This is a genomic window from Nostoc sp. (assembly GCF_036919555.1).
Classification (GTDB): Bacteria; Cyanobacteriota; Cyanobacteriia; order Cyanobacteriales; family Nostocaceae; genus Nostoc.
Genome location: NZ_JBALCS010000034.1, coordinates 36807 through 61789, shown reverse-complemented (window position 1 = coordinate 61789; position 24983 = coordinate 36807). Strand labels below are relative to the sequence as shown.

Below are 24983 nucleotides of genomic sequence, written 5' to 3'. Positions count from 1 at the left end.
TTTCGGGGAGTCCCCCCGTACTATTTTGAAACCCCTATCTCTGATGGTTTTTGCAGCACCGATGTCAGCGTGTTCATGATATCCGCACTGTGTACAGTCGTGGGTTTTTGAGCTTCCCGTCCTTATTGGCTTTAACATCCTTCCAAGGTTCTCCGCTTGCACCATTTTTGCTAACAAAACAAGTGAGTGGACAGGCTTCTCCCTTAGTTCTGATATCACAGTAGTCACCCTGAATCAATTGCTGGTTGTATTGAGCTATTCTGTCACCCAAACTCCAGTTGTAAGTAGAGCGGAGCATATCTAGCCATCCACTCATTTTAATTGACTGAGTGACGTAGGACGCAGCTTGTAAACGTAATTTGTTAGCAATCTGTAATCAACTCCCTTACCTGCTATACTCGATTTAGTATATACGTACCTTCTAATGAAGTCAACAGGTAAAGGCGTAAAAAGAACAAAAAACCAACCAGTTTTTTATGAAGAATTAAAAAAGCGTCGGAATATTATGCTTACCAATACAGCTTGGGAAAAATTAGTCAAAACTTCCAACTCATTAGAGATTAGTGTTAGTGAATTAATTGAAAGAGTAGCTAGAAATCTTAATGCTAATATCAAGCAAGACGACTGTGACTAAAGTCACACGAGTCGCTTGTATCTCAGCAAGCTTCATGACTGAGTTTTACGCTTACCGGGTGTTTCGATAATTGAGGAATTTGGAAAAGTAATACCAGTTTTAGCTATGGCTCTAAACCTTGGCGGCGTTTTTCTTGGATGACTTGTTGTAGATCATCTACTGCATTGAGACGTTTGCCATTAGAGGATGAATGAACAAGTATTTTTGGTAACATCAAAGCATTAAGAACCTAACCCCCCTAGCCGCCCTTCCCTACGAGAGAATGGGGGTTTCAAAGCCTCTCAGGAGTGGGGGAGAGGAATGGAAGCGGGGTTTCTAGTATACTTTACGACTTGTTAATTCATCCTCTTAGGCTAAACGCAAGTTTAAACTTTATTGTGACTGCGATCGCAGTCAATCGCGCCCAATATTTCTGATTAGCATTAGAGACTAGGATAACCCTTATGGTGTAAGCTCTCGGTAAAATGGGTGTGTCGGTAACGAAAAAAAGACACCTCCAGAACCAACCTTATGCTCACAACAGCTAACTTTCTTCAGTACACCCAATGGTCAGGTATAGCTACCTTGGTATTTGCTGCCTTAGTAGTTTTGGCTTTTATTCTCAAATGGGGTATCCGCTTTCGCCTAGTGGGTACAACTGGCTTTATGCTAGTGCTGACGGCTGGTTTATTTGGACTCTCGATAGTTCCCTTGAGTCGGACTGTGATTCCCGGAGCAGTCCGCTACACTCTAGTTTATGACAATGGGTCAACACAAGCGGTGATTGCCACATCACCCCAAATTACACCCACACAATTAGAAGCAACTTTACGTCAAGCTGCTAGTAATCTGTTTTCTTATGGTCGCTCAGGTACACAGGAAGACGACAATTTGACAGTTCGCGCCCGTACCATTGTCCACCCGGAAACAGGGATTTCTGTACCAGTTTACTTGGGTAAGGTCAAGCGATCGCTCGTTTCTCATCAAAATTCCCCAATCACAGTCGAAATTTATACAGACAATTTCGCCCAATTGCCAAAACCTACCGCTTAAGAGAACAAGGGGACAAGGGGGACAAGGGGACAAGTTTCTTCCTTGTCTTTTCCCAATGCCCAATGCCCAATGCCCAATGCCCAATGCCCACTTACACATGATCAATTCTCGATCGCTTTTCTTGAGAATCTGACAATGGTAATGTTAATTAATTAATACGGTTATTCAAAACTTTGATAGTTCGGAATTTCAGGAGAATGGGCATCATAGATTCAAGCAACGTCGTCAAACTACTCAATCAGTCGGCAACAGGCTTTGTCTATTTGATTGCTTGGCTCAAATCCAAATCAGCCGGGTGGAAGCTTGGAGCCATCCAAAAACCAGCTTGGCAACAAGTATCCCTGATCACCTGTCTATTAGTTTAAGAAATATCAAGGTTTTGGCAAACTAGATTATATGCCTAATAAACTTTCTACTCAACCTTCTTTGTCTACTCAAACCTCTAGTTCATTATTTCCGCTCACAATTGCCCCAGCAAAAGTAATCCGTGGTTCTGGGGTGTTGCAAGCAGCCGCAGCAGAGATCGCCTATTTGGGAAGTCGTCCCTTAATTGTGGCAGGTGAGTCTACTCTCGCCATCAGCCGAAAAAATTTGCACCCAGTTTTAGAAACGCAACAGTTAGATACTGCCCAAGCTTCCTATGGTGTAGATTGCTGCGAAGCTAGCCTGAAATCTTTACAGAAGACGGCAAAAGAACATAAAGCTGATGTGATTATCGGCGTTGGTGGCGGCAAAGCCCTAGATACAGCGAAATTAGTCGCGCAGCAGTTACAGTTGCCAGTGGTGACAATTCCGACTTCCGGGGCTACCTGTGCAGCTTGGAGTGCTTTGTCAAATGTTTATTCGGAAGATGGGGCGTTTCTCTACGATGTGGGGCTGTCTCGTTGTCCCGATTTACTGATACTCGATTATGACTTGATTAAAACTGCACCACAACGTACTTTAGTAGCTGGAATTGGTGATGCGATCGCTAAATGGTATGAAGCTTCAGTTAGCAGTGGGCATTTGCAAGACACTTTAATTATTGCTGCGGTGCAACAAGCGCGAGTTTTGCGAGATATCTTGTTGCAAAAGTCAGCCGCCGCCCTGAAAGAACCAGGTAGTGAAGTTTGGCGAGAAGTCGTAGACGCTACTGTTTTATTAGCTGGGGTAGTTGGGGGACTTGGAGGGGCGCAGTGTCGCACAGTTGCCGCCCATGCGGTGCATAATGGTTTAACGCACATTTCAGGACATGGCAGTATTCATGGCGAAAAGGTTGCTTTCGGAATTTTGGTGCAACTGCGTTTAGAAGAAATGCTCCAAGGCAATCAACTAGCCGCATCGGCACGACAACAATTGTTAAAGTTCTACACAGAAATTGGACTACCTCAAAAATTAAGTGATTTGGGATTGGGCAACATCACATTAGGCGAGTTGCAAACAGTCACTGAAATTGCCCTAGTTCCTAATTCTGACATCCATCGACTACCATTTAAAGTCGCGCCAGAACAGTTGATGGCGGCAATGGTTTCTACCACTGCACCTATAGATAGTAGAGATACTATGAGTCGAGTTTCGCCCAAGGGAATCAGTGACGAGGTTGAAGAATGAGTTTAAATTGGATTGTCCCAGCAGAACGCATACAAAAACTGCCACCTTATGTATTTGCCCGTTTAGATGAACTGAAAGCTAAAGCACGGGAACAAGGATTAGATTTAATTGATTTGGGTATGGGAAACCCCGATGGTGCAACGCCAGCACCAGTTGTAGAAGCTGCAATTGCTGCTTTAAAAGATCCCGCTAATCACGGTTATCCTCCTTTTGAAGGGACTGCTAGTTTCCGCCGTGCCATCACCAACTGGTATCATCGCCGTTATGGTGTGGTTCTCGATCCTGATAGCGAAGCTTTACCGCTACTGGGTTCTAAAGAAGGATTAACCCATTTAGCGATCGCCTTCGTTAACCCTGGTGATTTAGTTCTGGTTCCTTCCCCAGCTTATCCCGCCCATTTTCGGGGTCCGGCGATCGCTGGCGGGAAAATCCACAGTTTGATTCTTAAACCAGAAAATGACTGGTTAATTGATTTAGCGGCGATTCCTGACGAGGTTGCAAAACAAGCTAAAATTCTCTATTTCAACTATCCCAGCAATCCCACTGCTGCCACCGCACCCCGCGAATTTTTTGAAGAAATCGTCGCTTTCGCCCGCAAATATGAAATTATGCTGGTGCATGATTTGTGTTATGCCGAGTTAGCTTTTGATGGTTATCAACCTACTAGCTTGTTAGAAATTCCTGGCGCGAAAGATATTGGTGTGGAATTTCACACCTTATCTAAAACCTACAATATGGCTGGTTGGCGCGTTGGGTTTGTCGTGGGTAATCGCCATATAATTCAAGGTTTGCGGACGCTGAAAACTAACTTGGATTACGGCATTTTTGCCGCCTTACAAACAGCAGCCGAAACAGCTTTACAACTGCCAGATGTGTATTTGCACGAGGTACAACAACGCTATCGTACCCGCCGCGATTTCCTGATTCAAGGATTAGGAGAGTTGGGTTGGGATATCCCCAAAACTAAGGCGACAATGTATCTTTGGATGAAATGTCCCGTTGGCGTTGGTTCCACAGATTTTGCCCTGAACGTATTGCAGCAAACAGGCGTTGTCCTGACTCCAGGTAATGCCTTTGGGGTTGCAGGTGAGGGTTATGTAAGGATCAGTTTGATTGCCGACTGCGATCGCTTGGGTGAAGCTTTACATCGCTTCAAGCAAGCTGGTATCCGCTATCAACCTGAAGCTGTAGTCTCTACATCAGAAGCGATCGCCGATCTCGTTAGTTGAATAGAGCAAGGAAACCCAACATTACATGACTCAAATTTTTGCTGATGATGTTTGATATCATCTAAAAAAGTAAATAGAGTTAAAAATGATTGGTACTAATATTTACATCAGTCAAGAAACTCATGAATCTCTAATTAAAGCTGCTGCTTTAAAAGGAATCTCTGTTGAAGAACTAGCTTCTTCTATTTTGAAGCAAAGTATTCAAGAAAAATTTGGGCAAATTAGCTATTCTTCCGAGAATCAAGGCAAATTTGCCATTAATCCTCTTGTAAAAATGCAACCCTATGCTTATTTGGCAGATCCTAATGAACCCGTTATTTCTCCTGATGATTGGGAAATGAATCATAATTTTGAAGTGAATGATTTGTGATTATTCTTGATACTCATATTTGGGTTTGGTGGAATCACAATGATTCAAGGTTAACCCCTCCCCACCGTGAAGCAATAAATAGGGAAAGACCTCATGGTCTAGGTGTTTGCTCCATAAGTTTGTTAGAGATTAGCAGACTTGTTACCCAAAATAAGTTAATTATTCCCTGTTCGATTCAAGAATGGTTTAATATTGCTTTGGCACAAGAAGGAGTACTTGTTTTATCAATCACTCCCCAAATTGCCATTGATTCCTACTCACTTGCAGGTAATTTTCATAAAGATCCAGCCGATAGAATTATAGTTTCAACAGCAAGAGTTTATGATGTTCCTTTGGTGAGTGTAGATGAAAAAATACTTGCCTATTCTGATGTAAAAAGAATTCTGCCTTGATGTTAAGTGCGTGTCGCTGATGTTATGGGGTAGGCATTGCGCTCAAAAATACGACTCGCGGATAGCGCAGCCTTAGCAAGTCCGCGAGCATCTTGATTCTGAATTCTTCTTCAATTAGGAAATAATTTATTTTCTGGAAGTCCCTTAAGTCGTTTGGCTTTACCATTCCGCAACAAAGTAATGCTCGCAGTGCCAAGAAGCGCTAATAAGCTCAAAGTAGAAGTAGATTCAGGAACAGACTTGGGATTCTCAATTTTGAGAACTTGTCCAAGTCCAGGGCGATCGCCTCGGTTTGTCACATAAATATCACCATCAGCACCAATAGTCAAAGCAGTAGGAGACTCTAGTCCATTGCCACTAAGAATAGTTGTGCGAGTTCCATCGGTCGCTATTTTAATCACAGAACCATCTAGATTACCTTTCCAGAGTGACTGATTAGCGTACTGCAAAGCATATAAATTACCCTCAGGATCAAAAGCTAAGTCAGTAAGTTGAGTAAAGCCATCAGTATAGACTGTTGGTTGACCATCAGAACCAATTCGATAGATATTTGCTTTACCTTCTGGAAAAGGAAAACCAGTTAATTGGCTAATATAATAAGCACCATCTGGGCCTTTGGCGACATTTGTGGGTACTGGTTGGATTTCAAATGGCGATGACGATACACCAGAGGGAAAAACTGGATTAGTTAATGTCTGCCGGGGAATTGTGGCGATCGCATTCAAATTACTTCCATCAGTTCCTAGACTAAATAAGTCATTAGCACCCGCATCAACTGCAACAATATTATTTCCATCTAAAAGAAGAGAGAAGGGATTGCTAATTACATCGCCTTTATCAGGATTATTTGCAAGTTCATAATTAGCTAAATCAGCAACACTACTCCAGGAATTTGTCTTGAAATTAGCAGTGATGATTTTTCCTAAGTCAGTGTTACCTAATCTGGTGCGAAATGTCGGATTTGAACCATATCCAACCGCAATATAAGGCTTGCCAGTAGCATCAAATTTGATATCTTGAGGGCCAGAAGTATCAGTACCATCTGGTAGTGCTAAAGAAGGAAGTCCTGTAAGTATACGTTTTTGAGTACCATTTCCAATTTTTGTCACTGCACCAGTTGTGCCATAACATAAAGATTGGTTTTCAACGCTCGGTGAAGGAACACAAGCTCCACTTCCGCCTGTTCCTGCTTCTGTGACGTAGAGACTCCCGTCAGGGCCAAAAGTTAGACCCCGTGGATTATTAAGACCATCAGCAATTACTGAAAACGATGCCGCCTCTGCTGCTTTCATTCCTGAAAAAGCCGCAATACAAACACTCAAAAATGTAATCCCAAATTGCTTTAGTTCCATTAGACTTAGACCCGTCCGAAAATTAAATTTGCGTAAAGGTAAAGATAGAATATATCGGGAGCATCTCAATGAGTGTAAAAAGCCTTGTAAAACCTCACCCCAACCCTCTCCTTGGTAAGAAGAAGGAGCAAGAATCTTGTTTCTCATCTGGTATATTTGCAAAACTGAGATGCTCCCGAATATATCCAGATGAAATCTGAATTTCATAATTTTGAGTTGTATTATACCATTTTAAAAAATATTTGCAACACATGACTACAAGGGGGTGGAGTTTTGGGCATGGGAAAGAATCACCAATGCCCAATGCCCAATGCCGGAAGTCGGCGGGCGGCTATCCCTTTCCACCCACAAGGGGATAGAGTTTCTGGCCGACTTTCAATAAACTTCCAACGGATTTCGCAATTTCAAAGAATAAAAGAGCAAGATTTATGGCGATTTAAAAAACTATCCGGATTTACGGACAAAAGCAGTGTAGTTACTAATCTACAGAGTGTGATAAAAATTACAACACTAGTTGATTTAGTAAAAATAATTTTATGTTATCTAATATAGATTTAGTTCGAGAATTTGTAAACAACTCTATCGAGAAAAAAGATATTTTATTGGCAAATCGTTTTTTAACAGCACAAACAGTTCATAACATTAGCAATCTGGCAACAAAAGCTGAAGGCGTAATTGCCACTGCCCAACTAAATACCACATCAACTGAATTCTTGATTTTGTCCCACTCATCCCATTGGGAATTACTGAATCAGACTTTACCAGAATGCAATTATCTCCTTAAAGGAAACATAGATAGTCGTGGTTTCTATCGGTATCAATACTCCCAAATACCTAAAAACTATAAGTTGCAATGTACGAAATCTGTAGTTTTATGGCAAACTTGGTGGAAATATCGCAAGAATGCTTTACAACTAGGAATTCCATTGGATCTTTTAATCCAGACAAGAGATACATGGTATCCAATCAGAGATTTAATCATTAGTGATGGACTTCTGTATGTCAAAACTTTAGGAAATGAGATAGAAGTTCATGCAGATGACTTAGTGATTTGGTTAAGCAAAATTGAAGTAAATTCTCAAAATTAGTTATTTTTCATTGCTTAAAGCACAAGTATTTTGGCTTTTCAAGCGTGCCATTCGTCTCTGAGTTAATTATGTCTTTTTCGAGCTTCCAAGGGTTGTAAGTTAGTTTTCAGATCGCTACAAGGAGAAATCAGGTTAGCGATCGCTCGAAGTAATTTAGCTGGCTCCACAGGTTTGGTGATATGCTGCCCAAATCCGGCGGCAATTGCCTGTTGATAATCAACCTCAGATGCGTAAGCTGTCAGGGCGATCGCGGGAATTTGCCCTCCAAGTTCTGGTAACATAGCTCTGATCTGACGTATCAGCATATAACCGTCTATTTCCGGCATTCCAATGTCGCTTAACAGCAGATTTGGCTGGAACTCAGGCATAACTTGTAGTGCTTCCACAGCCGATGCGGCCTGGGTTACTACCGCGCCAGACTGCTCCAAAATAAAAGCAATTAACTCTCGCGTATCCCGCTCATCATCCACAAGCAGAATTTTCAGCCCATTTAAATCAGGCGAATCATCAGGTTGTCTATCAATTTGCTGGCTATTTAGATGAATCTTGATCAGTGGTAGCATGACTGTAAAGGTTGCTCCCTGTTCTTCACCCAAACTTTCTGCCTTAACTGTGCCGCCATGTAGCTCTACGATGTGACGAACAATAGCTAATCCTAAACCCAGTCCGCCGAATTTCCTGGTAGTTGCACCATCAGCTTGTCGGAAGTAGTCAAAGACGAATGGTAAAAAATCTGGGTTAATTCCCTTACCTGTATCACTGACTCGAAGTTCAGCCTGAGAACCAACAGACTCTAAACTGATTTCTACCTGTCCACCTTCGGGCGTAAACTTAATCGCATTGGAAACTAGATTCCAGATAACTTGCTGCAAGCGACCTAAATCACCTGTTACTAGGAATTTAGGATTTGAAATTTGGGATTTGAGATTGTCAGATTGCTGATTAAAATCGATAGATTCTAAATTTCTGTGAGAATTTTCTAATCTAAAATCTAAAATAGTAAATCGCAAATTGATCGATTTGGCTTCAGCCGCTAGACGTACAGTTTCTATTGCTGCGGCGATCGCACTTTCCAGATTCACAGGAGTAATATTTAGGCTGAGTTTACCTTGCAAAATGCGAGAGACATCCAGCAAATCTTCAATTAGTTGCGTTTGAAGCTTGGCATTGCGTTCAATGGTTTCAAGAGCGCGAGTGGTGGTTGCTTCATCATACTTTTTAGTTTGCAATAACTTCGCCCATCCCAGAATCGGGTTTAGCGGCGTACGAAGTTCGTGGGAAAGAACCGCCAAAAATTCATCTTTGATCCGGTTAGCTTGGATTAATTGCTCTTTTTGCTGCTGTAACGAAGCCATTAACTCGGCGCGTTCCAGAGCAACCGCCACCTGATCGGAGGTTGCTTGTAATAGAGCAATTTCCCCAGAAGTGAAGTGGGTACGGGTGCGACTGGCAAAGGAAAGGACACCAAGAAACTTTCCCTGAGCAATTAACGGTTGACCGGCATAGGCTGTAATTCCCAAACCCTGCATGATTTCAGCATTTGGATGGGTAGAGTGCAGCACATCATTGACGACAATCTGATGGCGTTCTTGCGCTATTAGTCCGCACATCCCTTGATTAAATTCCAGGTATTCAATTGCTTGAAATACTTCATCAGTAATGCCGTTCCAAGCTACTAACCGAAGTTTCTGCTTATTTTCGTGTGTATCAATTAGATAGTGAAAGTAAAAATGCAAATCCATCTGCGCCGAGAGTTTGCTAAACAAGCTATTCATTAAATCCAAGGGGCGCTCGGTTGAAAGCAAATCGCTGGTTGTTTCAGAGAGCAGTTTGAGTCGTTCACTGCGCTCTTGTAAGGCAAGTTCAGCAAGCTGGCGTTCACGAAGGGCGCGTTCGCGTTCGGTGATGTCAACTGCAACCCCTCCTACCAGGCGTTGCCCAGATGCATCGGCAATGGGAAACTTATATACCAAAAATTCCCCCAGCGTGCCATCTGTGCGTGGGGCAGATTCGATGGTTTCAAGAACCTGATTCGTCTGTGCAACTATTCTAATGTTATCCAGCAAAGGTTGAGCGATTTCGGCTGGGTATAGGTCAAAAATATTTTTATTAATCGCTTTTTTTGTTGCTACATCGAATGTGCTTAGATAAGTTGGACTGAGGTAAAGTACACGTCCGTCGGCATTCGTAATCCAGGCTGCGGCTGGAATATTGTCCATAAAAGCTTGAAATTGCTCTTGACTCTGACTCAGCGCTTTTTTAGCTTGTCTAAGATCACTAATATCGAGAATGAATGCAACTGAGTTCTGCCGAGATTCTCCTAACAGGGAGTAGCCAACTACAACCGGGACAATGGAACCATCCTGGCGAATACATTCCTTTTCATAAGGAGTACAAGTTCCCTTCGCTGTTGCCTCGGCAATAGCCAGTTCATCTAAATATTGATACTCAGGAGGCGTGATATCAGCCCAGCTTAATCTACCTGCTTGGATATCTTCCTGGGTATAGCCGACAATTCGCAAGAACTCGTCATTGGCTTCAGTGATCGCACCATTCACATCACCAAAGAGAATGCCAACTACATTCGCTTTCACAAAACTTCTGAGGCGTTCCTCACTTGCTTGCACTGCCTTCTCTGCTTGCTTGCGTTTGCTGATGTCACGGAAGAAAATGTCAAGACCATCTTCACAAGGATAAGCGTGAATCTCCAGCCACACGTCACATTTTGACGGGAAGTAGTAGTGATGCTCGAAGTGGACGGGAATCTGTTCGGCGATCGCCCGATGATACTGGCGCTCTAAATTCGTACCTAGTAATAGAGGCCACTCTTCCCAGTGCGATTTACCTATGATTTCTGTCCGGGGTTTGCCGTTAATTCGCTCTGCTTCGGCATTTTGGTAAATGATTCGCCAGTCCCGGTCTAGAGTAATAAATGCATCACTCATGTTTTCCAGAGTGCGTGTATTCCGATCATTGGCTTGCTGTAATGCCGCTTGTGCTTCTTTGCGTTCGCTCAAATCAACAACGAAGCCAATCACTGTTTCTTGAGTATCTCCCACAAGGACAGAACCGAGCAAAACGGGAATGCGATCGCCATCTTTACGAATGTATTCTTTCTCAAAGGGTTTACATACTCCGGTGGTTTTCAATTCTTCCACTGAACCCTCACTCAAAAGAAGATGCTCAGGTGGAGTAATCTCGCGCCAGTTCATTTGGTTAGCGGACAAATTTTCTCGCGTATAGCCGACCATCTTTAGAAAAGCATCATTGGCTTCCATGATCGAGCCATTCTTCATATCAGTTACAATCACCCCAATGATGTTGGATTCTGCCAGTCGGCTAAACCGCATTTCGCTATTTTGCAACAACTTCAGGCTTGTCTCTGCCTTGCGTCTAGCTGTTCGTAACTCTGAAGAGAGTGCAGTAATTAAGAAAGATACTAGTGAGAATGTGGTTAATCGTACCAAGACGTTCAGGTTAACAATATTGAACGAGTAGACTGGCTCAATCAAAAAGTAAAAGGCAGTTGTCATAGATAAGGCGATCGCTAGCACTCCAAGTCTCATGCCGCCATACCAGGCGCTGACTGCCACGGCAGCATAAAATAATGGAAATACGCTCGGATCGAAGACTGGCAACAACAGTCGCGTCAGCAGCAGCGCCGCTATGACTGCCAGAATCATCACACCATAGCTTACTAACCGAGAACGCATCATCAAAATTTTTTTGGGTACTTTCACCTTCATCTTAAGAGTCCTCCCGTTGCTCCGCTTTTGGAAGATACTCGTTCAGTAGTCTTTTACCTGGTTTCCCCATTTTCTGTAACATTTCTTCAATTAGCTTTAGTGCCATCTGTGAAGGCACTGTAGATTCGTTCTCCCAACGATTGACTGTTCGCAGGGAAACTCCCAACTTGGCTGCGAACTTTTCCTGAGAGAGCTCGAGTTGCTGCCGAAGTTCACGGATTAAATCTGAAATTTTTAGTGGCTTTCCTAGTTCCATAATAGGAAGATTAGGACAGATGTCTCGCCATTTGGCTCCAGCTTGAGGAAGAATTTAAATAATCATCAGTTGTTATCAATTTCATCTTTTGGCAGAATACCGATATCAGTTATAGGAATCTGATTTGATTCCTGAATCGCTCGTAGAGAGAGGGAACTCTTAACTGGGAAGAAGGAATAAAGGTGTACTGAATTTTGTTCAAAAATCAAGTAGGAGTCCTATATCAGTCTTTATTGCTTAATGTTCACTGTAAAAAGTATCTCGGACTTATGCATTGACAGGAAATACCAAATATGGATGTTTTAAAAACTACATCTGTAGTCGGGGTAATTCATGAATTGCTCCGACAGAGCGGATCTATTTCACATCAAAAAATGATCAATAAAACCCTGAAACAACCTATTCTCGTAAATGCATCCCATAATTAATTTGTACAGTGCGTAAGTCCTAGTATTTATAAAATAAACATTAAATTTTGTCTGGTATGTGATGCCACAATAGTATTATTCAAGGCAATTTGATGATTCTCAGCAGCGATCACGCATCGCCAAAAGTTTATGGCTGGTGCATTACATTGTACAGCTTAACCTCACCCCGATAAAGCTGTGCTTTATCTCCCCTCTCCTTATTAAGGAGAGGGGTTACACTGGTGTCAACTTAGCGTGAAAATCTGCCTAGAACCAGCTTTTAGATTGTCTCGTCAAGAGTCTCCGACTGGAAATGCCGTTCTAGAGGCTCCGCCTCCCTTGCTGGCGGCAGAGCCGCAATTGAGCAGCATTTCCAGCCTCTTGCTGGAAACGAGATTTGAAAAGACTTTTAGCTTAAGTTGACACCAATGTGCTTTATCTCCCCTCTCCTTAGTAAGGAGAGGGGTTGGGGGTGAGGTTTTAATATGTACTTAATGCACTTGGGAACCGCTATATAAGTTTTATCTAATACTTTGCATTTATAAGTGTTTCCAAATTATTGTTAATTCTGACAACACTATCTGAAATGTTTATTAAAATAATATGTAGCTAATTTTACTTCTCAGGTAAGATGCCAATGGTAAAGCTGTAAAGCTACAATCAGATTTAAATAAAATTTTTGCCTAATTTATATCACTATTTTGATTAATAAACACTCCGAAAACCTCTTAAAGACTCAACTGGAAAATGCACCAGGCAAAGGCTATATATTTAGCTGGTTTGATTGGTTTTGTCTTTGGTATCCTCCAGGCTGGCTAATTTTATTTAACCGCCATTGGCAGCACTATCAAACCGATCCAGATGGTTGGAATTGGCCAGAATATGGATTATTTTTAATTCCAGGCGGATTTTATCTGGCGCTGCTGAGTCGCTGGTTGCGTCTTGGTTTTCGTTTACCCGGAAAAGAAGTTGGTGAATTTGATCCCAAATATCAACAAGCTTTTGGCGAAGAAATTCTCGGCCCCATCGTTAAATACTATTTTCGGGGAGAATTGCAACAAGTCGAAAACTTGCCGCCAACAGGGCCATTGATTGTGGCAATGAATCACGCCGGGATGTGTTTTCCTTGGGATTTTTTGACCTTGGGTTATTTATTAAGTGAAGCTAGAGAATGGAAAGTCCAACCTGTAGCAAGTCCAGCATTATTTGAGCATCCTTGGGTGATTTGGTGGCTACCACCTAAATGGCCGCAGGTTTTAGGTGGTGTCCGAGCCGAATTAGATGATTTTGAGACAGCGATCGCAGCGCCAACGCCTACGGCAAACGCTCAAGGTAAAATTCTCTTATATGCACCCGAAGGTATCCGCGGCCCTCTGAAAGGTTGGAAAAAACGCTATCAACTAGAAAAGTTTGATGTAAGTTTTATTAAGTTGAGCGATCGCTATCAAACTCCCATTCTCCCAGTAGTTTGCATCGGTAGTGAATCTTTACATCCTTGGACTGTTAATTTCCCCAAATTGCAACGACTAGTCAAATTACCATTCTTGCCTTTCTCGCCTTTGATGCTTGTCTTAATTCTGTTTCCCTCAATGGGAATTTGGGCAATGAGAACTCGCCTGCGCTACTTTATTCAGCCTTTGGAAGAAGTAGGGTTGAAAACTCACTCCAGTAAAGGGCGTGTAGCAATTTATCAACAGGCGCAAGAATTACGAGAAAAACTGCAAACTAAAATTACTTTGATGGTAAATAAGTAAGTTGGCGTGAATATAGCGGTTTTCGACAAGCGTGAAGTACAATTTTGACCTTTCTCCAAACCTCTCTCCTAAAAGGAGAGAGGCTTTGAATTTTTCCCCCTTCCCGCTTCGGGAAGGGGGTTAGGGGGTTAGGTGTGTTCCGGTTTTTTTCATCACGCATGTTTCAATACAGTTCAGTTAAGGATAATTGTAGGTTGGGTTGAACGAAGTGAAACCCAACAAACCCTGCAAAATGTTGGGTTTCGTTCCTCAACCCAACCTACGCTGGTTTTGGTTTTTGGCTCTAACCCAAGCGTATTGACGCATGTTTGGTATTTTCTCTCAATGCGTAGGTTCTATTTAAGAAAAAAATCGTGATTTTAAGAAAAAAATCGTGATTTTAAGAAAAAAATCATGACTTTAAGAAAAAAATCATGACTTTAAGAAAAAAATCATGACTTTAAGGAAAAAGTCGTGATTTTAAGGAAAAAGTCGTGATTTTAAGAAAAAAGTCGTGATTTTAAGGAAAAAATCGTGCCTTTAATGCATAAATTTTGATTTTAAGGGGAAAATTTGGATTTTAAGAACGAAACCGTCATTTTCCTAACGATGGCTTCTCCATCCGTAGTGATGGTTGCTGAAATTGTAACAACTTGCCTAACAGCCAAGCACACCCTTGTCTTGGGTTGTTTCGGCAAGAATTTAGACCACCTTTCTTTTTAGATAGGACTTACACAAAAGTACACGCTCTAAGGGCAATTCATGAATTGCCCCTACCTAAAAATCTTTCTTTTCAGCTATTGTTTGCGTAAGTTTTGTTAGAAACTGTAACGCAATATGCAATTTATTCTTAGAACCCCGTTCCAAACCTTTACCCCACAGGGAGCTACTGTGTAAACAGAAGTCTCTCTTAACACAATTTACAATTTATCGAATAGCCCAAAGAAACCTCACCCTGGTTCTGCTACGCAAAACCTGTCCCTCTCCTTATTAAGGAGAGGGATGTCTGTTAGGACAGGGTGAGGTTTTTGTTTTGGGTAATTCGATGACTTGTGTCTATACCTTAACCACAGAGAGAAAGGCTTTGATTATTGCTCCCCCTTCGCTAATACTTACCTAAGTATTGATTCTGAATTCTTGTTTAATATATTTTTATTTAGTACAAATATACTATTTTGCTGCTAAAATGCCTTACAAGTCAGCTAGCCTTGCTTGAGATGGTATGAAAAAAATCCCAGACACGGACAAAAAGCCTATTTTGCTGTTGCAGCCAACATCTGTAACTACTGCAATAGTGCCACTGCAACCCCAAGAGAAAAAAATTATTAGTGAACGGGAGCGTTTGATAGCGCAAGTCAAACGCATCAATCAGATGGCGGGTGAGTTAGAAGCAGCAATATTAGAGTTAAAAGCGATCGCTAACACACTTAATACTCAAAAACGTTACCCACTTTTGATAAAGAAGTTAGGTAAACATATTTGTCAGTATTTTGCAGTTAGCGTCCCTTGGGTGAAACGAAAGCCAGACGAATCATTTATTTTGACGACGCGAAAAGTTGATTTATTCCGAGCCGAAAGGGAAGCCGCACTGCTAGCAGAGCAACTTCGTCAGCAAACCAAAAAAAGATTAGCATTGCAGCGACACAAAAAAAACAAGAGTGGAGCCAAGGCTGACACCAAATGCCTGTTCAAAAAGGTATTAGTCAACAAATCTTAAAATTATCAACATTCAACGGCAGCTCACCCTTGAGGTTGTAACAGTTATGCTGATTGAAGTGGCAGAAGGAAATTTTTCCTCAAAATTGCTATAGATATCACACTGCCATTGCTAATTGCAGCCACAATTGGTGGCAAATAGGCAAAGCTGCCCTAAGATTTGCACTCCGGTAAAACCAGAGTGCAACATCAGGGACAATCAATCAGCGCACAGAAGAGGTAAAAAGAAGGTGTTAAAGACACTTTTAGTGATTGCCGTTGGTTTTTTACCGTCCCTGATTTCCCTCTGGGTAATCCACAAAACCCATTTGCGAGCGCGCTTACGGCTCAGACAAGCAGCCATGAATTTTACATCGGTGCAGGGGGGGCAAAACGTCAGATCGGTTGAAGGCGATCGCTATTATTTAGAAGGGGTGGGTTATCTGATTGGCGATATCAGCTGCAAATTTAATGCCCGATCTGGTTACATTCGCTGTGCTGTCAATCCCGATGGACCATGTAACGGTTGCCGCCATTATGAACCTAAGAAATTAGCTGATAGTAAAGAAAAGGCTTAAGAGTGCCTACTTAGTACTCAACTGAACTTACAAAGCGACTTCATAGCACATTCCCAAATAGAACCGGGACATGATAAAATCATTACTAACTATAATAATTTGTATTTCTAAACACTTTGAATATTTGTCTTTGCATGGTGAAATAAGAATGATTTAATAGAATTCGTGCAAGAGTGTAAATCTGCGTTATTTGGTTTGCAGATTATGAACTTTACTACTAGCTTTTGCCGAATATCTAATAACTACATGATTATTTAACGATGAACAACGCGATCGCTCGGACAACAGCATTATTATCAACTTGCGCTTTGCTACTAACAGGCTGTGGTGGTGGCACTAAGACTGTGACTTCTGCAAATAATAGTCCAAATAGTACCACAAATAATACTGCAACTGATACTCCAGCGACAACGGGTAGATCGTCGGTTGCTATTCCCATCGGTATTGCCGTTGCTCAAACTAGCAACGTGGCATTACTAGGTCAAGAACAAGTTGCTGGAATCAAACTTGCCGAGAAGTATTTTAATCGTAAAGGTGGTGTCAACGGGACTCCAATTAAATTGGTGTTTCAAGATACTAGCGGTGATGAAGCAGGGGCAATTAACGCTTTTCAAACTTTAATTAACAAAGATAAAGTTGTTGGGATTGTGGGCCCAACTTTATCACAGCAAGCTTTTAGTGCTGACCCCATTGGCGATCGTGCAAAAGTACCAATTATTGGACCATCGAATACTGCTAAAAACATTCCCGAAATTGGTGATTATGTTGCTCGTGTTTCTGCACCAGTTTCCATCGTTGCGCCTAATTCGGTGAAAGCTGCACTTAAGCTGAACCCCCAACTTAAAAAAGTCGCAGTTTTTTATGCTCAAAATGATTCATATAGCAAATCAGAAACGGAAATTTTTCAGCAAACAGTTAAGGATCAAGGGCTGGAATTGGTAACACTACAAAAGTTCCAAACCAGTGATACAGATTTTCAAAGCCAAGCTACCAATGCGATTAATCTCAAACCAGATTTGGTGATTATTTCTGGTTTGGCTGCTGATGGTGGTAATTTAATCCGACAATTGCGAGAATTAGGTTATAAAGGCTTAATTGTCGGTGGAAATGGTCTAAATACATCGAATATATTGCCAGTTTGTAAAGCACTTTGCGATGGCGTGTTGATTGCTCAAGCCTACAGTCCAGAACATCCAGGTGAAATTAACGCGGCATTTCGTAAAGCTTATAGTGAAGAATACAAGAAAGAACCACCCCAGTTTAGTGCCCAAGCTTTTGCAGCAGTGCAGGTTTATGTCGAAGCACTTCAAGCTTTAGATAAAAAGAGCAAAGTCAACAAATTACAGCTACCAGAATTGCGGACAGAATTAAACAAACAAATACTTGTCGGGACATACAACACACCATTGGGTGAAATTAGTTTTACCCCTATAGGTGAAGTTGTTCAAAAAGATTTTTATGTAGCCCAAATCAAGATGGCGAAAGACGGAAGTCAGGGTAAATTCACATTTATAAAATAGTTGCTAGATGAATATCAATCAGTTTTTGCAGCAATTATTAAATGGGTTATCCATCGGCAGTGTCTATGCAATTTTTGCCTTAGGATATACCTTAGTTTATTCCATTTTGGGTATCATTAATTTAGCTCATGGCGCGATTTTTACCTTGGGTGCATATTTCACTTATGCACTCATGGGTGGTAGCTTTGGATTTAACGGCTTGCTAGCTAATGCAGCCTTGCCGATAAAATTACCATTTGCTATAGCCTTGATTTTAGGAAGTACCTTGGCGGGATTGGTAGGGGTAGTAATGGAACGGATTGCTTTTCAACCTTTGCGGCGTCAAGGGTCAGACCCTTTACTAACTGTTGTTTCCAGCTTAGGGGTAGCAGTAGTAATTGTGAATTTAATTCAGTATTTAGTAGGCGCAGAAAGTTACACATATCCCGCAAATACTTACGGTAATTTGCCCCCTGCGATTAACTTTGGGAGTCCAGAAAACCCAATTCCGATTCGTAGTGTTCAGGTGGTAATTTTTACTGTATCAGTGGTGATTGTGTCAATTCTTACCTATTTTATCAATCGAACTAAATATGGTAAGGCAATGCAGGCGATCGCAGAAGATCCAACTACAGCGAGTTTGTTAGGAATTAATAGCGATCGCTTTATCATTTTAACATTCTTCATCAGCAGTTTTTTAGCAGGATTAGCAGGAACTTTAGTTGCCTCTAGTGTTAGTATTGCAGGGCCATATTTCGGCATTGCTTTTGGATTGCGAGGTTTAGCGGTAATTGTCTTAGGTGGTTTAGGTAGTATTCCCGGTGCAGTGCTGGGAGGCTTAGTAATTGGATTAGTAGAGGCATTTGTACCCGCCGAATACTCTGGATATAAAGACGCAGTAGCTTTTGGAATTTTGTTTATCATGCTATTAGTTAGACCCCAAGGTTTACTGGGACGGCGGTTTATTCAGAAAGTTTAAGGATAAGGAGACGTAGCGCCATGAAAACATACACCAAACCAAAATTAACTTTTGATCAATTTTTGGAACAGTGTCCAGAGGAAGGTTTATATGAACTTGTAGATGGAGAAATTGTAGAAGTGCGTGCAACCAGAAATCATGATGATGTCGCTGACTTTACGGCTGACTCTTTCAAAGATGAAATTAAACGTCTAAATCTGAATTATGTAGTAAAAAACACAGCAGTCTTTAAAACTATAACTGCCAATGGCATAGAGCAAGGGCGCAAGCCTGATGTAAGTGTCATAGATAAAGATACATGGCGCTCAAATCGCTCTACTTATTCTGCACTTGAAGAACCCATCCAATTAGCTATAGAGGTGACATCAACTAATTGGGAAGATGACTACATTGATAAATTAGATGAATATCAACGCTTAGGTATTACAGAATATTGGATTGTCGATTATTTAGCAATTGGGCTAAGAGAGTATTTGGGAAATCCAAAAGTTCCGGCTGTGTTTGTTTTTCTATTAGATGCTGAGGCAAAATACCAACGCACACAGTTTAGAGGTTCAGAACGGATTGTATCACTAACTTTTCCTGAACTGGCGCTGACAGCAGAGCAAATATTAACAGCTTAATAGTAAAGAAAAGCGATAGTTTGATTAAGCTTAATCAAAATGTTTTAAAATGGCTGATTTTTTTGCTACTTACGGTTCTCTAATTGTCTCTATGGTATTAGGGGCGTTACTAGGGTTATCGCTTTACTTACCGCTAATGACAGGACAATTATCTTTAGCTAGTCCAGGATTTTATGCTTTAGGTGGGTATATTGCAGCAATTTTATCCACAAAAGTTTTGACATCTAGCAGTAGTTTATATCCCCTTCCATTGTTGTTTTTGGAGATGTTAATTGCAGGTATAATTTCTGGTTTATTGGGTGTAATAGTGGGAATTCCAGCGTTACGGTTGCGAGGAATTTATTTAGCGATCGCTACTATCGCTTTTGTGGAAGTTCTGCGCGTCATCTCCCTAAATTTGGATATTACAGGCGGTGCTGTCGGAATTTTTGGTATTCCTCAACCTTTCCAAACACAAATTGAATATTTATGGATTGCTTTACCCTTACTATTAATTAGTATGGTGCTGCTTTATCGTTTAGAACGCATCCGCGTCGGAAGGGCTTTTATCGCTATCCGTGAAGATGAATTAGCTGCGGGTGCAATGGGAATTGATCCCACTTATTACAAAGTTTTGGCATTTACACTAGGGGCTATACTTGCAGGAGTTGTAGGTGCAATTAGCGCCCACTTCCTTAATACCTGGAATGCTCGTCAAGGGACTTTTGATGCCAGTATTATATATTTAACTTTTGTTTTGATTGGTGGTTCAAGAACTTTTTTAGGACCGGTAGTCGGAGGTATGGTATTTACAGCCTTACCAGAGATTCTGCGAAGCCTAGCTGATACTGGTGGTTTACCTAATTGGTTAGCACAATTTTTGCGCGATGGGAGATTAATTATTTTTGGTTTACTAATAGTAATAGGTACAATCTTTTTCCCCCAAGGGCTAATTACTCCAGAGATTTTCCCAAGACGCAAAATAATCAAAAAACGAACCGCAAAGGACGCAAAGGAATAAAAGTTTCAGGTAATCGTTCACAGGATCTGAAACGCTACAGTCAAAAATGGGTTTTAGTTCTCTTGCTTTATCCTCACTGCGAGAATCTCGATAAGCTAATAATTTTTGATCGTATTTCCAGAATTAATCCAGGAATTTATCTAAAGCTTCTTGATGACAGGCAACAAACGGACTTAACTTCTTATAATGTCGTCCCTCATGTACACTCAGTTTCGCGTGTTCGCAAAGCGTCTCGTAGAGAAGAAGTGAAAGCGGATCATGAGGGTGAAGGTTCCGCCGCGTCTGTGCCAAATTCTGAAAAATGTTTAGGGACTTCCAAGAAATAAATTATCCAATCTCACTTAAATCTTAACGATTTTCTCTCCCCCAGCTAAGATCTCCCTGCCCCCTGCCCTAAAAGCGATGGGATATTTTTTTATTTGGAAGTCCCTTAAGTGAAGCGGCTGCGCGGTCTGCATTCCGTCCTGAACGACTAGCAAGGCTCAAGATGGGTGAGATTTTAAGACAAAACCCAGGCTTCGAGTACTTGTAGTCATGCTGGAATGATCATCTGGCTTTGCAGATAGTGATTAAAAAGGTGCTGGCTAAGTTTGGGCAGTGAGGGATTGCTTGCGTAGATGGGGTGCTGGTTAACTGGAATGAGTAGGATTACGCGGTTTTATTGAAAACATATCTATTTATGTACTTAGTTTCTCCCTATTTTTCTCATTTCTGAACAAAAAGGACGCACCGAAATTTAGAAAGTAAAAAGGTTGGTTGGCTGTGGGTGATGCAGCCTTTGCCTATGATCCGATTTCTTCTTACGGCATTGGTTCTGCACTAGGGAGTGGCTATTATGCTGGCAATGCTATCGCTGATTATCTCAGAGGGTGCAAAGAAGCCCAGCTAGCTTACCGAATGGTAACAGAACGCGCCTTTTTCCAATATCTCCATATGCTGCGCTACCAATACTTAGAGGAGTAGCGCTGGCTTGAGAGTCCCTTTTGGAGACGTAGACATCAAATAGATTTTGCTCTTACTCACTTTGGGTGATCGATACTGGAGCTGTTTCCTTTGTGTAGAGGTAATTCAAACAGAAGAAAAATTACTAGCTAGATTTGAAGACTCGAATAGAGTTGAGAATATAGAAGCGATCGCATTTCCAGAGGAGCTAGGACTGGTTTCCCAGGACGAGACACCAGAAAGCGAAATGGATACTGGTGAGAAAAGGATTGTTATTCGCTGTGCCATTGACAATTAGACGAATTAGCAGCCCTTTGCCCGACGCATACTCGGCGTTATGAAGAACAGTTGAAACTTCAGCATTTTAAATTCGGCGCAAAGCCGGAGACTCCGAAAGCTCCGGTCCATATTGCAGAGCAACTAAATTTATTTATGGGGATTAAAAATGTTTGAATTTTGAATGCGTGAATTTTGAATTCGGAGCGTTCGCGCAGCGTCTCGTTAGAGAAGCGACGTGACTGTGGCGTTTCAGATCCTGTGAACGGTTACAGTTTCAGAGAGTTATTGCGTAATATCATGTCCGGCTAATTAGTTATGATTCTCATAGTCATTGCACCCCGCCAAAGCTACGCTTTGTCTCCCCTCCCCGCAAGCGGAGAGGGGATTAAGGGGAGCCAGCGCTCAGAGGGGTCTCCCCAAGTGGAGCATCTGGCGTGTGGGGTTCTTGGGGTTTAATAAGTAATCAAGCGGACATGATATAAGTCCTATATTCATAATAATATGCAAAAATGTCATACAGTATTCCAGCAGCTAACAGCAGTATTGTCTTAGAAGCAAGAGCATTGACTCGCCGTTTTGGTGGTCTAGTAGCGGTAAATAATGTATCTTTTAGTGTAAAGAAACATGAGATTTTTGGACTGATTGGCCCAAATGGTGCTGGCAAAACAACACTGTTTAATTTGATTACTGCCTTCATTCCACCTTCTAGCGGCCAATTAATTTATCAAGGTACAGAAATTTTCCAACTGCGTCCTCATCAAATTGCTGCTTTAGGTATCGCCCGTACCTTCCAAAATATCCGCTTGTTTGGGGAATTATCGGCATTAGAAAATGTGATCATTGCCCGACATTTACACACTAAAAGTAATATGATTACAGGAATTTTGGGATTACCACCAGCGCCTAGTGAAGAATTGAAAACTAAGCAAAAAGCTTTAGATTTATTAGATTTGGTGGGATTGAGCGATCGCGCTGACGAAAAAGCCAAAAACTTTGCTTACGGCGATCAGCGTCGGCTAGAAATTGCCCGCGCTTTAGCATTAAAACCGCAAATCTTACTTCTCGACGAACCGGCGGCGGGGATGAACCCCAACGAAAGGCAGCAATTGAGTGCATTTATTCGCAGCCTGCGCGATCGCTTCAATTTGACGATCATCCTCATTGAACACCATGTACCATTGGTTATGGGTTTGTGCGATCGCATTGCCGTTTTAGATTTTGGACAATTAATCGCATTGGGTGAACCAGCAGTTGTCAGAAATGACCCGGCTGTAATTGAAGCATATTTGGGAAATGAATGATATCTAACTATCTGCTTAAATTACAAAACCTGTTGTAATTCCTCAATATTATTTGCTGTTACAACGTTCCGTAAAATTATCTTCAAACGCTCTATATCATTAATTTCCGTGATTTGTGGCATTAACTGTAATCCAGTGTTGCCAAATTTTAACTCTAAATTAATTTCAATACTAGAAAGTATTCCTCGCAGTTCTCCGCGTGCTTCTCCGCGTGCTTCTCCTTCGCGTAAAATTTCTTGATACCAAGGCGACTCATGTAACACAGCCATATCCCACCTCATGATTTCTTGAACGAGTGCAGTTTCTAAAACAAATGTAGCAAAAAAGGCTAAGACCGTTTCCAGTTGGTTTAGTTGTTCATCAGCACGGAGAATTTGCAATGCTTCTCTAATAGTAGATTCATTTTCACCACCTTTGAGAATGGGTACAAACGGTAGTAAGGATGGTAAAGGTTGTTGAAAAGCAATATTCACATCAACTTCCCACAGGTTAATTACCCGATAATCTTGTATTGCCCGTAATCCAGCAATATTTGATGTAAAGCTTGTGGGTATTTCGTTGTTACCAGTTTTAAGAATATTGATGAGAACGGGGTATGTTGGTAAGTTATATTTTTCTTCCGCAAGTGCAGCGTATGCACGCATCCGACGTGGCATTTTGGATTGATAGCGTAATTGCAACTCGTTGAGAAGCAGAAATTCTCCGTGTTGGGGACTTGTGACACGGATTAATACATCACTTTCTCGGCTAATCCACTGAAATTCACTGGTGAGAATTTCCTCAGCAACGAGATTAGGAATCTGTGTTACCCATCTTACCCAGTTGTCGGGGGCGAGACTGATTAATTTTTTGGTGCTGACATCAGCAGGTTTTGCCATCGGGGTGTAGATGCTCTCAAGAAGTGAGATTTATCGTAACTTGAAGTGTAGTATTACATCTAAAGAATATTTATCAAGTAAGCTTTTAGCTGCTTTATTCGTCCGCAATGTTGGTAACAGCTAGTGATGGGTTTGTGCGATCGCCAGATATTAAGAATGAGTTATGAAAAAATTTGGGCGATGCCTACGGCTGGCTATTCGGCGTCGCGTGGCTTGTGTGGTCACTGAAAACTGCTATGAGCGATACCGACCGTAAGCTTTGCGATCGCCATACTAACCTATAATTGTTGATAATTTTTATTATTACTACTAATCATGACTATTACCCTGACGGAGAAAGAGTGCGGTGAACTATGGGCAGAAGCTGAAATGAACAGTCAGGAAAACCCAGAATCAAATGAATTTCTTTCTCAAGTACCTAAGAAACTGGGTACAGGTTATGTGCGAAGTACGGAAGTGCATCCACATCTCTGGCTGTCGATTTTTGACTATGGATATCATGAGAATGTCCAGGTTAAAACCCTCGATTGCGATCATCCCCTGCAATTTTGCGTTTTCCTCTCAGGTATCGAAACGGATGAATACGGAGGACAGCTTGATAAAGGACATACGCTGATTTCTGGTAGTGGTGTTCAACGAGGAATGATATTTGAGTCCCAAAAGTCCCAGAGGTTTGTGGGCGTTGGAATCAATATGCAGCCAGAGTTATTGAGAACTTTTTCCCTACAAAGGATGGCGAAATTATCCCAGAGTTGTGCTTGCTGGCAAAGGGTAATGACTGGCAGACATTACTTTATCCTCAAATCACACCTACAGTACAAGGGGTAGTAGAGCAAATTGTCAACTGTTCTTACACAGGGGTAATGAAGCGGATGTATTTGCAGGTGAAAGCACTGGAAATGATCACGTTGCAGTTAGCTCCGATCATCACGGCTCAAGGTAGAATGCAACCGCAACCGCGATTTAGAGCCGGAACTATCGAGCGAATATATCAGGCAAGAGAAATTTTACTCTCCCGTCTAGAAAATCCACCATCATTACTAGAATTAGCACAACAGGTGGGAGCAAGCGATGCCTGCGGCGGGCTATGCCTACGCACCCTCCAACGTGGTTTTCAGCGACTCTTTGGTACTACCGTATTTGGTTACTTGATAGACAAACGTATGGAGCGAGCAAAACGCTGGCTCAGAGAAGGCGATCGCACTGTGCTAGAAGTGGCAATTATGACTGGTTACTCCAATGCCACACACTTTAGTGTTGCTTTTAAACGTAAGTTTGCTATCTCTCCGAGTCAGTGTTTGTTGGGAAAAAAGTCTGTTTGGCGATGATTAGTTCTGTATTGGGGTAGATAAGACTCATCCAATTCCTCTAATCTACATT

The 24983-nt window shown here is 41.7% G+C and carries 26 protein-coding genes; 21 read left to right on the top strand and 5 right to left on the bottom strand.

Annotation, left to right across the window (positions count from 1 at the left end; all coding sequences use genetic code 11):
• Positions 1–73: 73 nt before the first annotated feature.
• Positions 74–316: a hypothetical protein gene (locus tag V7K36_RS10010; protein WP_335115325.1), complete on the bottom strand. Its 243-nt coding sequence runs from the start codon at positions 314–316 to the stop codon at positions 74–76.
• A 108-nt stretch (positions 317–424) separates the two neighbouring features.
• Here V7K36_RS10010 and V7K36_RS10005 point away from each other — a divergent pair, with 108 nt between their 5' ends.
• From V7K36_RS10005 to V7K36_RS09975, 7 genes are all read left to right on the top strand, one after another.
• Positions 425–634, top strand: a complete 210-nt coding sequence (locus tag V7K36_RS10005) for a hypothetical protein (RefSeq protein WP_335115323.1) — start codon at positions 425–427, stop codon at positions 632–634.
• A 510-nt stretch (positions 635–1144) separates the two neighbouring features.
• Entirely contained in the window at positions 1145–1666 is a 522-nt protein-coding gene (locus tag V7K36_RS10000; RefSeq protein WP_335115321.1) for a Ycf51 family protein, read from the top strand.
• A gap of 197 nt (positions 1667–1863) precedes the next feature.
• Entirely contained in the window at positions 1864–2031 is a 168-nt protein-coding gene (locus V7K36_RS09995; protein WP_335115319.1) for a hypothetical protein, read from the top strand.
• Positions 2032–2062: 31 nt separating this feature from the next.
• Positions 2063–3256 carry an iron-containing alcohol dehydrogenase family protein gene (locus V7K36_RS09990; protein ID WP_335115317.1) on the top strand — a complete coding sequence of 398 codons (1194 nt, stop codon included), beginning with the start codon at positions 2063–2065 and terminating at the stop codon, positions 3254–3256.
• Positions 3253–4485: an aspartate aminotransferase gene (locus V7K36_RS09985; RefSeq protein WP_335115315.1), complete on the top strand. Its 1233-nt coding sequence runs from the start codon at positions 3253–3255 to the stop codon at positions 4483–4485. Before V7K36_RS09990 ends, V7K36_RS09985 begins: the two co-directional genes overlap by 4 nt.
• An 85-nt stretch (positions 4486–4570) precedes the next feature.
• Positions 4571–4855, top strand: a complete 285-nt coding sequence (locus tag V7K36_RS09980) for a hypothetical protein (protein ID WP_335115313.1) — start codon at positions 4571–4573, stop codon at positions 4853–4855.
• The gene (locus V7K36_RS09975; protein WP_335115311.1) at positions 4852–5247 is read left to right on the top strand and encodes a type II toxin-antitoxin system VapC family toxin; all 396 of its coding nucleotides are present in this window, start codon (positions 4852–4854) and stop codon (positions 5245–5247) included. Before V7K36_RS09980 ends, V7K36_RS09975 begins: the two co-directional genes overlap by 4 nt.
• Before the next feature lie 110 nt (positions 5248–5357).
• Here V7K36_RS09975 and V7K36_RS09970 read toward each other — a convergent pair whose 3' ends face one another.
• Entirely contained in the window at positions 5358–6599 is a 1242-nt protein-coding gene (locus tag V7K36_RS09970; RefSeq protein WP_335115310.1) for a ScyD/ScyE family protein, read from the bottom strand.
• Positions 6600–7135: 536 nt separating this feature from the next.
• On the opposite strand from V7K36_RS09970, the gene V7K36_RS09965 reads away from it, so the two are divergent.
• Positions 7136–7687, top strand: a complete 552-nt coding sequence (locus tag V7K36_RS09965) for a hypothetical protein (protein ID WP_335115308.1) — start codon at positions 7136–7138, stop codon at positions 7685–7687.
• Between the two features lie 62 nt (positions 7688–7749).
• On the opposite strand, the gene V7K36_RS09960 is transcribed toward V7K36_RS09965, so the two are convergent.
• Both V7K36_RS09960 and V7K36_RS09955 read right to left on the bottom strand, forming a co-directional pair.
• Positions 7750–11433 carry a PAS domain S-box protein gene (locus V7K36_RS09960; RefSeq protein WP_335115306.1) on the bottom strand — a complete coding sequence of 1228 codons (3684 nt, stop codon included), beginning with the start codon at positions 11431–11433 and terminating at the stop codon, positions 7750–7752.
• A 1-nt stretch (position 11434) separates the two neighbouring features.
• Positions 11435–11689, bottom strand: coding sequence for a helix-turn-helix domain-containing protein (locus V7K36_RS09955; protein ID WP_335115304.1), 255 nt, complete (start codon positions 11687–11689; stop codon positions 11435–11437).
• A 662-nt stretch (positions 11690–12351) separates the two neighbouring features.
• Here V7K36_RS09955 and V7K36_RS09950 point away from each other — a divergent pair.
• From V7K36_RS09950 to V7K36_RS09900, 11 genes are all read left to right on the top strand, one after another.
• Entirely contained in the window at positions 12352–12519 is a 168-nt protein-coding gene (locus tag V7K36_RS09950) for a hypothetical protein (RefSeq protein ID WP_335115302.1), read from the top strand.
• Positions 12520–12797: 278 nt separating this feature from the next.
• On the top strand, positions 12798–13850 hold the full coding sequence (locus V7K36_RS09945) for a 1-acyl-sn-glycerol-3-phosphate acyltransferase (protein WP_335115300.1): 1053 nt from the start codon (positions 12798–12800) through the stop codon (positions 13848–13850).
• Between the two features lie 1201 nt (positions 13851–15051).
• Complete coding sequence (locus V7K36_RS09940; protein ID WP_335115298.1) at positions 15052–15546, top strand: hypothetical protein; 495 nt, start codon at positions 15052–15054, stop codon at positions 15544–15546.
• Positions 15547–15775: 229 nt separating this feature from the next.
• Entirely contained in the window at positions 15776–16102 is a 327-nt protein-coding gene (locus tag V7K36_RS09935) for a DUF6464 family protein (RefSeq protein WP_334940345.1), read from the top strand.
• A 260-nt stretch (positions 16103–16362) separates the two neighbouring features.
• The gene (locus V7K36_RS09930; RefSeq protein WP_335115296.1) at positions 16363–17622 is read left to right on the top strand and encodes an ABC transporter substrate-binding protein; all 1260 of its coding nucleotides are present in this window, start codon (positions 16363–16365) and stop codon (positions 17620–17622) included.
• Between the two features lie 7 nt (positions 17623–17629).
• Positions 17630–18580, top strand: a complete 951-nt coding sequence (locus tag V7K36_RS09925; RefSeq protein WP_335115294.1) for a branched-chain amino acid ABC transporter permease — start codon at positions 17630–17632, stop codon at positions 18578–18580.
• A gap of 20 nt (positions 18581–18600) precedes the next feature.
• On the top strand, positions 18601–19203 hold the full coding sequence (locus V7K36_RS09920) for a Uma2 family endonuclease (RefSeq protein ID WP_335115292.1): 603 nt from the start codon (positions 18601–18603) through the stop codon (positions 19201–19203).
• A 49-nt stretch (positions 19204–19252) separates the two neighbouring features.
• Complete coding sequence (locus V7K36_RS09915) at positions 19253–20203, top strand: branched-chain amino acid ABC transporter permease (protein WP_335115290.1); 951 nt, start codon at positions 19253–19255, stop codon at positions 20201–20203.
• Between the two features lie 762 nt (positions 20204–20965).
• Complete coding sequence (locus V7K36_RS09910) at positions 20966–21166, top strand: hypothetical protein (RefSeq protein ID WP_335115288.1); 201 nt, start codon at positions 20966–20968, stop codon at positions 21164–21166.
• A 61-nt stretch (positions 21167–21227) separates the two neighbouring features.
• A complete protein-coding gene (locus tag V7K36_RS09905) occupies positions 21228–21443 on the top strand; it encodes a hypothetical protein (protein WP_335115286.1) in 216 nt (71 codons plus the stop codon).
• A 490-nt stretch (positions 21444–21933) separates the two neighbouring features.
• Positions 21934–22725 (top strand): ABC transporter ATP-binding protein, encoded by a 792-nt coding sequence (locus V7K36_RS09900; protein ID WP_335115284.1) that lies wholly within the window; start codon positions 21934–21936, stop codon positions 22723–22725.
• A 20-nt stretch (positions 22726–22745) separates the two neighbouring features.
• Here the strand turns inward: V7K36_RS09900 and V7K36_RS09895 are convergent, their stop codons facing one another.
• Positions 22746–23603 carry an Rpn family recombination-promoting nuclease/putative transposase gene (locus V7K36_RS09895; RefSeq protein WP_335115282.1) on the bottom strand — a complete coding sequence of 286 codons (858 nt, stop codon included), beginning with the start codon at positions 23601–23603 and terminating at the stop codon, positions 22746–22748.
• A 315-nt stretch (positions 23604–23918) separates the two neighbouring features.
• Here V7K36_RS09895 and V7K36_RS09890 point away from each other — a divergent pair, with 315 nt between their 5' ends.
• Both V7K36_RS09890 and V7K36_RS09885 read left to right on the top strand, forming a co-directional pair.
• A complete protein-coding gene (locus tag V7K36_RS09890) occupies positions 23919–24431 on the top strand; it encodes a hypothetical protein (protein WP_335115280.1) in 513 nt (170 codons plus the stop codon).
• Positions 24362–24931 (top strand): helix-turn-helix transcriptional regulator, encoded by a 570-nt coding sequence (locus V7K36_RS09885; protein WP_335115278.1) that lies wholly within the window; start codon positions 24362–24364, stop codon positions 24929–24931. Before V7K36_RS09890 ends, V7K36_RS09885 begins: the two co-directional genes overlap by 70 nt.
• The last annotated feature ends 52 nt before the right edge of the window (positions 24932–24983 follow it).

Bases quoted from the DNA above. Each gene is read 5' to 3' on its own strand.
- V7K36_RS10010 (WP_335115325.1), bottom strand. From the start codon at position 316: ATGAGTGGATGGCTAGATATGCTCCGCTCTACTTACAACTGGAGTTTG.
- V7K36_RS10005 (WP_335115323.1), top strand. From the start codon at position 425: ATGAAGTCAACAGGTAAAGGCGTAAAAAGAACAAAAAACCAACCAGTT.
- V7K36_RS10000 (WP_335115321.1), top strand. From the start codon at position 1,145: ATGCTCACAACAGCTAACTTTCTTCAGTACACCCAATGGTCAGGTATA.
- V7K36_RS09995 (WP_335115319.1), top strand. From the start codon at position 1,864: ATGGGCATCATAGATTCAAGCAACGTCGTCAAACTACTCAATCAGTCG.
- V7K36_RS09990 (WP_335115317.1), top strand. From the start codon at position 2,063: ATGCCTAATAAACTTTCTACTCAACCTTCTTTGTCTACTCAAACCTCT.
- V7K36_RS09985 (WP_335115315.1), top strand. From the start codon at position 3,253: ATGAGTTTAAATTGGATTGTCCCAGCAGAACGCATACAAAAACTGCCA.
- V7K36_RS09980 (WP_335115313.1), top strand. From the start codon at position 4,571: ATGATTGGTACTAATATTTACATCAGTCAAGAAACTCATGAATCTCTA.
- V7K36_RS09970 (WP_335115310.1), bottom strand. From the start codon at position 6,599: ATGGAACTAAAGCAATTTGGGATTACATTTTTGAGTGTTTGTATTGCG.
- V7K36_RS09965 (WP_335115308.1), top strand. From the start codon at position 7,136: ATGTTATCTAATATAGATTTAGTTCGAGAATTTGTAAACAACTCTATC.
- V7K36_RS09960 (WP_335115306.1), bottom strand. From the start codon at position 11,433: ATGAAGGTGAAAGTACCCAAAAAAATTTTGATGATGCGTTCTCGGTTA.
- V7K36_RS09955 (WP_335115304.1), bottom strand. From the start codon at position 11,689: ATGGAACTAGGAAAGCCACTAAAAATTTCAGATTTAATCCGTGAACTT.
- V7K36_RS09940 (WP_335115298.1), top strand. From the start codon at position 15,052: ATGAAAAAAATCCCAGACACGGACAAAAAGCCTATTTTGCTGTTGCAG.
- V7K36_RS09930 (WP_335115296.1), top strand. From the start codon at position 16,363: ATGAACAACGCGATCGCTCGGACAACAGCATTATTATCAACTTGCGCT.
- V7K36_RS09925 (WP_335115294.1), top strand. From the start codon at position 17,630: ATGAATATCAATCAGTTTTTGCAGCAATTATTAAATGGGTTATCCATC.
- V7K36_RS09920 (WP_335115292.1), top strand. From the start codon at position 18,601: ATGAAAACATACACCAAACCAAAATTAACTTTTGATCAATTTTTGGAA.
- V7K36_RS09915 (WP_335115290.1), top strand. From the start codon at position 19,253: ATGGCTGATTTTTTTGCTACTTACGGTTCTCTAATTGTCTCTATGGTA.
- V7K36_RS09900 (WP_335115284.1), top strand. From the start codon at position 21,934: ATGTCATACAGTATTCCAGCAGCTAACAGCAGTATTGTCTTAGAAGCA.
- V7K36_RS09895 (WP_335115282.1), bottom strand. From the start codon at position 23,603: ATGGCAAAACCTGCTGATGTCAGCACCAAAAAATTAATCAGTCTCGCC.
- V7K36_RS09890 (WP_335115280.1), top strand. From the start codon at position 23,919: ATGACTATTACCCTGACGGAGAAAGAGTGCGGTGAACTATGGGCAGAA.